This window comes from Nonomuraea sp. NPDC049158 (genome assembly GCF_040648335.1).
GTDB lineage: Bacteria > Actinomycetota > Actinomycetes > Streptosporangiales > Streptosporangiaceae > Nonomuraea.
Genome location: NZ_JBEZDM010000003.1, coordinates 502764 through 513325, shown reverse-complemented (window position 1 = coordinate 513325; position 10562 = coordinate 502764). Strand labels below are relative to the sequence as shown.

The 10562-nt window shown below is 72.6% G+C and carries 4 protein-coding genes; 2 read left to right on the top strand and 2 right to left on the bottom strand.

Features of this window, described 5'->3' with window-relative positions:
• Positions 1–6 precede the first annotated feature (6 nt).
• A complete protein-coding gene (locus AB0B61_RS09870) occupies positions 7–1584 on the bottom strand; it encodes an amino acid adenylation domain-containing protein (RefSeq protein ID WP_358430204.1) in 1578 nt (525 codons plus the stop codon).
• Positions 1585–1788: 204 nt separating this feature from the next.
• On the opposite strand from AB0B61_RS09870, the gene AB0B61_RS09865 reads away from it, so the two are divergent.
• Positions 1789–3726, top strand: a complete 1938-nt coding sequence (locus AB0B61_RS09865; protein WP_358430202.1) for a BTAD domain-containing putative transcriptional regulator — start codon at positions 1789–1791, stop codon at positions 3724–3726.
• On the opposite strand, the gene AB0B61_RS09860 is transcribed toward AB0B61_RS09865, so the two are convergent.
• Positions 3699–7484: a S8 family serine peptidase gene (locus tag AB0B61_RS09860; protein ID WP_358430200.1), complete on the bottom strand. Its 3786-nt coding sequence runs from the start codon at positions 7482–7484 to the stop codon at positions 3699–3701. The two genes, AB0B61_RS09865 and AB0B61_RS09860, sit on opposite strands and share 28 nt — an antisense overlap.
• A gap of 169 nt (positions 7485–7653) precedes the next feature.
• Here AB0B61_RS09860 and AB0B61_RS09855 point away from each other — a divergent pair, with 169 nt between their 5' ends.
• Entirely contained in the window at positions 7654–10560 is a 2907-nt protein-coding gene (locus tag AB0B61_RS09855) for an AAA family ATPase (RefSeq protein ID WP_358430199.1), read from the top strand.
• Positions 10561–10562 lie beyond the last annotated feature (2 nt).

Here is a 10562-nt window from a genome sequence, read left to right as displayed (position 1 = left end):
TCTCCCTCAAACGGTGGCGGACGCGTATCGCCGATGCGAACCCGCCCGGTCGACTTTTCCGCTCGCCGTGTAGACGAGTTCGGGGACGACGGTGATCCGGCTGGGCACGAGATGGCAGGGGACGCGGTCGCGCAGATAGTCCCGGACGTCGGCGGCCAGCGTCGTGTGGTCATATGCGGGTGCGCCGGGGACGATGTAGGCCGCGAGCGTCGTGTGGTCGGCGACGGTGACGCCCGTCACCGCCACGGCGCCCACCCGCGGATGACCGGCGATCTGCGCCTCGACCTCGCCCGGATCGACCCGGATGCCGCGGATCTTGAGCTCGTGGTCGAGCCGGCCTTCGTGCGTGAGCGTGCCGTCGGCGGCCAGGCCGACCCGGTCGCCGGTCCGGAAGTACCGCTCGGCGCCGAGCTCGACGAACCGCTCCGCCGTCGCCTCCGGCAGGCTCCGATAGCCCAGCGCCAGTGACGGCCCGCCGACCAGCAGCTCGCCGGACTCGCTGAGGTGCTGCCGGACATGCGGCAGGGGGCGCCCGATCGACACCCGCTCCCCCGCTCCCCCGACGGCCAGTTCGGTCGGTACCCGCCCCCCCGCTGCCAGCGGGCCGTGCAGGTCTATGGCGTGGGTGATGAGCGTCGTCTCCGTACACCCGTAGGTGTTGACCAGGCGGATCCCGGCGGTGCCGAGCGCGCGCCAGTCGGCCAGCCGCGCCGCGCTCACGGCCTCCCCGCCGATGACGACCAGCCGGACGCAGGCGGGCAGCGTGGCCCCCTCGTCCACCAGGTGGCGCACCAGCTCGTGCCAGAACGCCGAAGGGAGGTCAAGGACGGTGATCCGCTCGGCGGCGATCATGCGCAGCGTGCGGTGAAACGATCCCGAATGGGCGTGGTCGTGGAAGACCAGCGTCGCGCCCGTGGTGAGCGTGGGCAGGATCTCCTCGAAGCAGGTGTCCCAGTTCAGGGACGCGAACTGCAGGACGCGGTCTTCGGGGGTGAGCCCGAACAGCTCCCGCAGCGCGCCGGTCACGACGGCGATGGCCCGCCTCGGGGTCACCACGGGCTTGGGCGCGCCGGTGGAGCCGGACGTGAACAGGATGTACGCCGGATCGTCCCCGGCGACGACCGCGTCCGTCTCCGGTGTAGGGGCGACCAGGCCGGCTTCGGCGCGGGCGGGGAGATCGGGGAGATCCACCAGGCGCACGCCGGGCTCGCCGGGGTCGGCGGGGCCAGTGGGGTCGCCGGGGCCAGTGGAATTGTTGGTGGGCTTGGTGGTGGGGATCAGCGTCGTGCAGCCGCTCGCCGACATCAGCGCCCGCCGCCTCGGCGACGGGAACGCCGGATCGATCGGTACGTACGTTCCGCCCGCCGCCAGGATGCCGAGCAGGGCGGCCACCGTCGCCGGCGACCGGGACGCCATGACCCCGACCACCCCGGGACGCGGGCCCAGCCGCCGGCCGGTCGCGCGTGTCCACGCGTGAAGTTGGGCGTAGGTGAGGGTCCGGCCGTTGTGCGCGATCGCCGGGCGGTCGGGATGGCGGCTGACCGCGCCGGCGAAGTCCTTCATCAGGTCGTACGGAAAAAACAAGGTTGCCTCTTTCCGAGCTGACCCCGGGGAGCACCGCGTATTTTCATCCCACGGTCATTCGACTTCGAATGCACCCCGGAGAACGCGTTCAGAGTGCCGCACGGCGCTGCAGGGGGGCTTGAATCCGGAAGGATTTCTACTGGACTGCGTCTCGTGTCTTTCGTATGGCGGCCTGTAACCACGACGTGCCAGACGGGGAGCGATATGCCAGACGGATTAGAACTGCCGGGCCTCGGCCAAGCGCTGAAGATAGGGCTGCTGGGAGCGGTACGGGCCTGGCACGGACATCAGGAGATCTTGCTCGGACCGCCGCGGCAACGGGCGGTGCTGGCGTTGCTGGCGCTGGAGGCGGGCCGGACCGTGTCGGTCGACCGGCTGATCGAGGGGCTGTGGGGAGAGCGGGCTCCCACGGGTGCCAGGGGCATGGTGCAGGGGTACGTCTCACGGCTGCGCCCCGCCCTGGCCAGAGCCGACGTCACGATCGCGTACTACTCGCAGGGCTACCTGCTCAGGCTCTCCGCTGACCAGGTGGACGTGCACGAGTTCAGGAACGCCGTGGCCCGCGCGCGGGCGATGGAGTCCGCCGAGGCACGGGCCACCGGACTGAGGCGCGCGCTGACGTTGTGGCGGGGCGAGCCCCTGAGCGGCGTCTCCGGCGGCGGGCTGCTGGACCTGCTGCGCGACGCCCTCGTCGAGGAGCGATTAGCGGTCACCGAGGAATGCCTGAACGCCGAGACGCGGGCGGGCCGTCACGCCGGCCTGGTCCCCGAGCTGATCGCGCTCGTCGCCGAGAATCCCTTCAGGGAGGGTCTGGTCGGATTGCTCATGCTGGCGCTGTACCGGGCGGGCCGGCGGGTGGACGCGCTGGAGCGCTACGAACGCACCCGCCGCCGCCTCATCGAGGAGCTGGGCCTGGACCCCAGTCCCGAGCTGCGGCAGCTTCGCCAGCGGATCCTGCGGGGGAAGGTCTCCACTATCAGGTCTCCCGGCCTTTCCGCCCTGGACGAGACGGAGGCCTGGGAGGCGTCGGCGATGCCGGCGCAGCTGCCGCCGGAGCCGAGGCAGTTCACCGGGCGGGCGGCCGAGCTCCGTCTCCTGGACTCGGCCGCGACCGGCGGCGACGCGGCGGCGATCTCCATGGTCACGGGCACGGGCGGGGTCGGGAAGACCGCACTGGCCGTCCACTGGGGGCACCGGATGCGCTCCCTGTTCCCGGACGGCCAGCTCTACGTCAACCTGCGCGGCCACTCGCCGGAGCGGCCGCTGCGCCCGATCGAGGCGCTCGGGCAGTTCCTGCGCGGGCTCGGCGTGCCCGCCGAACAGGTGCCGCACGCGGAGGAGGAGGCCAGCGCCGCCTACCGCAGCCTGCTCGCCGACCGACGGGTCCTGGTGATCCTGGACGACGCCGGCAGCGAGGAACAGGTCCGTCCGCTCCTGCCCAGCGGCCGGCGCTGCGCCACCGTGATCACCAGCCGGGACCGGCTGACCGGCCTCGTCGCCCGGGACGGCGCACTCCCCGTTCCGCTCGGCATGCTGGCCCCCGACGAGGCGGGCACCCTGGTCGGCAGGCTGCTCGGCGACGAGCGCCTGGCGGCCGAGCGGGACGCCGCCCGTGAGCTGGCCAGGGCCTGCGGCTACCTGCCGCTGGCGCTGCGTGTCGCGGCGGCCGGCGTCCTCGGCCGGCCCGCCGGGGGCATCGCCGGGCAGGTGCGCCGGCTCGCCGGGACCCGGCTGTCCTCGCTGGCGGTCAACGGGGATCCGCACGCGGCGGTGCGTGGGGCGTTCGACCTGTCCTATCGCCGCCTGGACCCGCCGTCACGGCGGCTGTTCCGGCTGCTCGGCCTCATCCCCGGGCCGACGTTCACCGCCGAGGCCGCCGCCGCGCTCTCCGGCGCGCCCCCGGGCGAGACCGACCACCTGCTGTCCCGGCTGGCCGCCGCGCACCTCATCGAGGAGAGTGAGCCGGGCCGTTACACCTTCCACGACCTGATGCGGGAGTATGCCCGCGAACGTGCCTGGGCAGAGGAGAGCGAGCTCGACCGTACCCTCGCCGAAGCCCTGGCGCGCCTCGCGCGCCCCCGGCGGGAGCCGGAGGCGCGCGATTCACTCCAGGATCAGGGCTTTTTCCAGGGCTCGAAGTAGGCCACCGTCGCGAAGTCGATCTCCAGCGCGTCGGGCGGGTTCCCGCCTGTCGCGCTCGACCCGGTCACGAAGATCCGGACACCGGCACCGCCGGCCGCGTCCACGGCGAGCGCGTGCGCGTTGTCCGAGGCGCCGGCCGCGCCGTCGTAGTGGCCCGTCCAGGTCTGCCCACCGGTCGCGGCGTCGTAGGCGATCGTCACGTAGTCTCCGCCTCTGGCCTCGTCGTCCGTGCTCTGACCGGTGACGACGACCTTGCCGCCGTCCGGCGTCACGGCGACGTCCCAGGCGACGTCGTCGCCCTTCGCCTGACCGTCGTAGCGCTGGACCCAGGACCGCTTACCCGTGGCGGGGTCGTAGGCGATCGTGGTGTAGTCCGACCTCGTCCCCTCGCCTTCGGTGTTGCCGGTGACGTACAGCTTGCCGCCGCCGGGCGCCAGGGTGATGTCGTGCGGGTTGTCGCTGCCGTGCGCGGCGCCGTCGTAGCGGTCCGCCCAGATCTCCTTTCCGGAGGTGGTGTCGTAGGCGATCGTGGTCATGTCCGTCTGCGTGCCAGGAGCTTGGCTGGCTCCGGTGATGAAGACCGACTTACCGTCCTGGGCGACCGACATGCCGACGGGAATGTCGATGCTGTTCGCCGGACCGTTGTGCCGGGCCGTCCAGAGCTGCTCGCCGGTGCGGGCGTCGTAGGCGACCGTGCCCCAGTCGGACAGGCCGGTGCCAGGCTCGCCCTGGCTCTGGCCGGTGACGACGAGCTTGGACCCGTCCGGCGTCACCTTGATCGCCCTGGCGTCGTCGGTGGCCGCTCCGGGCCCGTCGTAGTACGCGAGCCACGTACGCTCGCCGCTGTCGGCGTTGTAGGCGACCGTGAAGAAGTCGTCCTTGCCGCCCTCGGCCAGCGTGGACATGCCGGTGACGTAGACGCTCTTCCCGTCGGGCCCGACCGTGACCGCGTTGGCGAAGTCGGAGAGACCCGCCGGGCCGGTGTGCCGAGCGATCCAGCGCTCCTCGCCGGTGGCGGTGTCGTACGCGATCGTGACCGCGTCGTTGCCGGTCTCCTTCCCGGCGCTCGTGCCGGTGACGAAGAGCTTGCTCCCGTCGGGGCTCACCTCGAGCCCGTGCGGTTCGTCATAGTTCCCCGCGGGGCCCGTGTAGCCCTTGCTCCACAACTCGGCGCCGGTCGCCGCGTCGTAGGCGACGGTCTCGATCCGCGGGCTGAGCATGCCGGGCGAGGACCCGAAGCTCGCGCCGGTCACGTAGACCCGCTTGCCCTTGGGGTCCAGGGCGATGAACTCGGCGGAGTCCTGCCCGCCCGTGACTCCGTGGGTGGCCGCCCATGTTTCGGGCACCGGACGCAGGACGACGGGGACGCGTACGGTGTGGCGGCCGTCCTTCCAGATGAGCCGCCCGCCCTGGTAGCTGTTCATCGGGGCGGTGGTACGGGCGAAGGAGACCGCGAACGACTTCGTCTGCCCCGGCCGCAGCGTGATCCGGCTCGGTGTGACCTTGGCCGTGATCCCGGTCAGGCCGGCGGTGGAGGCGGTGTACGTGGCGGTCGAGCGGCCGACGTTGGTGACCTCGCGGGTCACCGTCTGGGTGCCGGCCATCCGCCCGAGCGAGATCGAGGGCACGTTCAGCTCACGCGCCTGGAGCGAATAGCCCTTCTTGGCCAGCGCGTCGCAGACCTGCTCCGAGACGCCCTTGGTCGTGGCGCACAGGAACGCGATCCAGTCCTTGATGCCGCTGTCGTAGACCAGGCCGGGGTCGGCGGCGCTGTTCGGGGTGACGTGGCCGGCACCCTGGCTGAAGATCACCGACGGATCGGTGCCGGGCCCGTCGAGGATGTCGGAGCCGCTCGTCATCAGCGCCGACTTGATCGCCATCGGCGACCAGTCCGGGTGCAGGTCCTTCAGCAGCGCGGCGAGCCCGGCGACGTGCGGGGCCGCCATCGAGGTGCCGCTGGAGATGTTGAACTCGGCCCCGTTGGCGCCCGGCGGCGCGAACGCCGCGAGGATGTCCTGCCCCGGAGCGATCACATCCGGCTTCAGCAGGTCGCCGCCCGCGGCGTACAGCGGACCGCGCGAGGAGAACTCCGCGACGTACGGAGCCGGCGTGTTGTTGTTGATCTTGGCCTGGTCGATCGTCGCCGTCGCGCCGTCGGCGGCGGCGTAGTCCTTGACGGCCTGCCTGTCCTTGACCGCGAGGTGCACCGTGGGCAGGGAGTGGAGGTCGGCGTTGAGCGAGTTCTCGTCGGTGTTGGTGAGGATCATGCCGACGCCGCCCGCCTCGGCGACGGCCACGCTCTTGTTGACGCGGGGTGTCTCGCCGCGGTCGCAGACGACGATCTTGCCTTTCACCTTGACCGGGTCGAGCAGCGCCTTGCCATCGTTGTCCCTGGCGGCGTAGCACTGCGCCAGCCGGGTCTGATCGACGCCGGGCAGCCCGGCCGCCGTGGCGTCGACGAGCGGCGCGGGCCCGACCTTGGTGGCGGCCAGCGAGGCGCCGCTGTAGGTGGTGCCGTTGCCGAGCGTCGCCGACCCCTGCGTGCCGCGGTTGTGCGTACCGGCCGCGACCGTGGTCACCCAGGGAGACGGGTGCGCCACGGTGGCGGCGGCCGGTCCGCTGTTGCCGCCCGCGGCGGCGACGAAGACGCCCGCCTCCGCGGCGGACAGGAACGCCATCTCCGCCGGGTCGAGGAAGTCCGACTGCGTACCCGAGACCGAGTAGTTGATGACGTCCACGCCGTCCGCCACCGCCTGGTCGATGGCGGCGACCAGGTCGGAGTAGTAGCCGTTGGCCGTCGAGGCGTCCTGCGTCGACCAGAGCGCCTTGTACGCGGCGATCCGGGCCCGCGGCGCGATGCCGCTGATCTTGCCGAACGCCGCGGCCGCACCGGTCGCCGGCACGCCGTAGTTGCCGCCCGAGGTGGAGGAGGTGTGCGTGCCGTGCCCGTTGTAGTCGCGCGGCGACAGGAACTCCCACGGGAGCTGCTCCTTGACTCCCGCGTCACCGCCCCACCCGGCGTCGAAGTGCTTGGCGGCGATCAGCTTGCCGTTGCACATCCCGCTGTTCCAGGAGTCGTCCGGGCTCCCGGTCGCGCACGTGCCGTGGAATCCGCGGACCGGGCCGTACGGCTTCCCGTCCGCGTCGCGGCCGTCGAAGCTCTTGCTGGCCGGCCAGATGCCGCTGTCGATCACGCCGATGACCAGGCCCTCGCCGGCGCCCTTGCCCCGGCGCTTCCCGGTGGGGCCGCCCAGCTGGTCCCAGAGCCCGCCGCGCGCGTCCAGCCCCAGGAAGGACGGCGTCGAGGACGTCTGCACCGACACCTTCTTGTCCTCGACCACGGTCACGACGTCGGACATCGCGCGCAGCTGGGACGCCTGGGACGCGGTCAGGCGGGCGGCGAAACCGCCGTAGGAGTAGGCGTACTCGTAGACCTTCTCGCCGCCGACCTTCTTGAGCGCGGCGTCGTGCCGGCCGCGCAGGTGGTCGACGTACCTGGTCACCTCGGTGGAGCGGGGATCGATCTTCTCGCCCCGCTGCGGCTTGGTTTCGGACAGCCCGGCCACGTCGCCCTCGTACGTCACGACGGGGTCGGCGGCCATCTGCACGATGTAGGTCTTCTGCTGTTCCGGTTCGGCTTCCGCGGTCACCGGACCGGGCCAGGCCGCTCCGGTCAGCGTCAATCCGGCTAATGCCATGGCCGCCACCAGCCGGCGGCGCCTGGTGGTAGTGCGTCCAGGAGATGTGGACAGATCCATCGTCGCCCCTCAGTGCATCGCCGCGGATCACGCGGACGATCGCCGAGGCTATTGAGAGCCGGCCGGATGGAGCATCCGTACCGTATACGGATTTTTGGCCGCCACTTACCGCGGGTTTAAGATCCGGTAGCCTGCTCATGCTGATACCAGCAGGTAGGGGGTTCGCCACATGCCCTTGGGACCGGCCCGCATCGCCCCCTCGGGCTCCCTGTCCGACGTGCTCGTCGGACGCCAGGCGGAGCTCGCGCTCCTGCGCACGGTCATCACCGCCCCGCCCTCCCTCGCCCTGATCGAAGGCGAGGCGGGCATCGGCAAGAGCCGCCTGGTGAATGAGCTGCTGGCCACACCCGGCCTGGCCGGGACCCGCCGGCTCGTGGGCCAGTGCGAGCAGCTTCAGGAGCCCCTGCCGCTGTCCCCCCTGCTCGACGCCTTCCGCCTGGCCGGGGCCGAGCTCGCCCGGTCCCGCCCGGTCAACCCCGTCATCGGGGCGCTCGCGCCGCTGCTCCCCGAGATCGCCCAGCACCTGCCGCAGCCCCTGCCGCCGCTGCCCGACCAGCGGGCGGAGCGGCACCGGGTGTTCCGGGCGGCCGTGGCCCTGCTCGACCATCTGAGCCCGCTGGTGCTGGTCCTGGAGGACGTGCACTGGGCCGACAGCGGCACCCACGACTTCCTGGCCTTCCTCGCCGCCCACCAGCCGAGGCACCTGTCGGTGATCCTCACGGTCCGTACGGAGGCGGGGCTGCTCCCGATCCGGGAGGCCTTCGCCCGGGCGCCGTCGGGGCCGGCGCGCTCGGTCAGCCTCACCCCGCTGAGCAGGTCCGAGGTGGAGGAGCTCGCGCGGAGCATCCTGAAGGCCGAGCTGCCCCCCACGTTCGCCGCCCTCTTGTACGAGAAGACGGGCGGCATCCCGTTCGTGGTGGAGGAGGTGCTCCGTACCCTCCTGGAGCGCCTGCCCGCGAGCGAGATCCCCAGCCGGTCGGACGTCCTGGCCGAACTCGCCGTTCCGACGGTGTTGCGGGACGTGGTGCTGCGGCGGCTGTCCTCGCTCGACGAAGCGGCGCAGGAGATCCTCGGCGCCGCCGCCGTCATCGGCATGACGCCCGATGACCGGGTACTCGCAGAGGTCACGGAGCGCGGCGCGGCGCAGATCGCCCGTGCTCTCGGTCAGGCGCAGGCGGTCGGACTCCTGCACGAGGAGGACGGCCGCTGCCGGTTTCGGCACGCCCTGGCGCGGCAGATCGTGTACGAGTCCGTGGCGGTGTCCGGCCGGCGGTGGCTGCATCTCAGGACCGCGCGGGCCCTGGAGTCGGTGGCCGGTCCCCGGCCGGTGGCCAGGCTCGCCCACCATTTCCGGCTCGCGGGCCGGACGACGGAGTTCGTCGGCAACGCCGAGGCCGCCGCCGACACTGCCCTGTCCCACGGCAACGACGCCACGGCGGCGCGGTTCCTGCTCCAGGCGCTGGAGATCGGCGAGCTACCCCGTGAGCTGCGCGTGCGGTTGGCCGTCAAGCTCGGCCGGGTGGCGGTCGACGGGCTGGCGCACGCCCAGGCCGTACCGATACTCGAACGCCTGCTGGCCACCGAGCCGCTCCCCGCGCCGCTGCGTGGTGAGCTGCGCTTCGCCCTCGGCCGCCTGCTGCGTCAGCAAGGTGAGGCGCGGGCGGGCTACCTGCAGATCGAGGGCGCGATCGACGACCTCGCGGAGCGGCCCGCGCTCCTCGGCCGCGCGCTCGCCGTGCTCGCCGTACCGGAGACCGTGGTGAACCGGCACGTCAGCGAGCACACCGCGCGCTGCGAGCAGGCCGAGGAGGCCTCGCGTCGCAGCGGCGACCGCGACGTCGACATCGCGGTACGCATCGCGCGGGCTTCGCTTCTGCTGGAACAGGGCGACCCGGGAAGCTGGCGGCTGATCGACGACCTGCTCCGAGACGACGGTCTGCGGTCCGCGCCCAGAGAGCACGCCCGCGCCTGCCTCAACTGGGCGCAGGGCGCCCTGCACATCGGCCGGCTCGAACGCGCGCAGGGCCTGCTCGCCGAGGGCCGTCAGGTGGCTGACCAGGCCGAATATCTCCGGGTGGCGGACGTCGTCGAGCTGGTGACGGCCGCCGTCGACCGAGCCGCCGGACGGTGGGAGGGGCTGGAACACCGCCTGCGTCCGCTGGAGGGCGCGTCGGCCACGTTCGCCGCCGGGTCCCTGGACTCGCGGCTGATGCGGGGCGCGCTGCTGGCGGCGAGGGGCCCGGCCGAGGAGGCCGTGACGGGCCTGGGCGAGGTGATCGCGATCGCCGAGCGGGTCGGCGCCGTCTGGCCGCTCATCTCCGCCCGCATGACCCTGTCCCGGCTCCTGCTGACCCTCGACGACGCGGTGGGCGCCGTCGAGCAGGCCAACGCCGGGCTCGACCAGGTGCGGGCCAAGGGGAACTGGGTGTGGGGCGCCGAGACCGTACTGTGCCTCGTGGACGCCCTGGACACCCTCGGGAAGGCGGGCGAGGCCGCCGCGCTGGTCGACGAGCTGAGCGCCGCGATCGACGGCGCCGACGCGCCGATCGCGCAGGCCGCCGCGCTGAGCGCCCGGGCCGTCATCGCCCGCTCCCGGGCGGATCGGCTGACGGCCGAGCGGCTGATCGACGCGGCGCGCACCACGCTGCGGGAGGCCGGGCTCCGCTACGAGGAGGCCCTGGCCGGCGAGCGCCTGGGCAGGTGGCGCCGCGAACGTGGCGCGGCCGACGGTGGCGACCTGCTCGAAAGCGCGCTGCGACGGTACGGGGCGATGGGCGCGGACCGGGACATCGCCCGCATCTGCCGGATCATGCGGCAGAACGGAGTGCCCATCCCCTATCCGTGGCGCGGCGGGCGGCCCTCTCATGGGCAGACGCTGTCGTCGCGGGAGCGGGAGGTGGCACTGCTGGCGGCGGCGGGGAAGACCAACCAGGAGATCGCGACCGAGCTGTTCCTGTCCAGGCGGACCGTGGAGAGCCACGTCTCCAGCTCGCTGCGCAAGCTCGGCCTGCTGTCACGCAAGGAGCTCCGGGGGCTCACGGCGTTCCCGGCCGACCCGTCGGACGCGCCTGTCTGAGC

What these genes read in the sequence shown, in the direction of transcription:
- AB0B61_RS09855 (WP_358430199.1), top strand. Translation starts at nt 7,654, where the DNA reads ATGCCCTTGGGACCGGCCCGCATCGCCCCCTCGGGCTCCCTGTCCGAC.
- AB0B61_RS09860 (WP_358430200.1), bottom strand. Translation starts at nt 7,484, where the DNA reads ATGGATCTGTCCACATCTCCTGGACGCACTACCACCAGGCGCCGCCGG.
- AB0B61_RS09865 (WP_358430202.1), top strand. Translation starts at nt 1,789, where the DNA reads ATGCCAGACGGATTAGAACTGCCGGGCCTCGGCCAAGCGCTGAAGATA.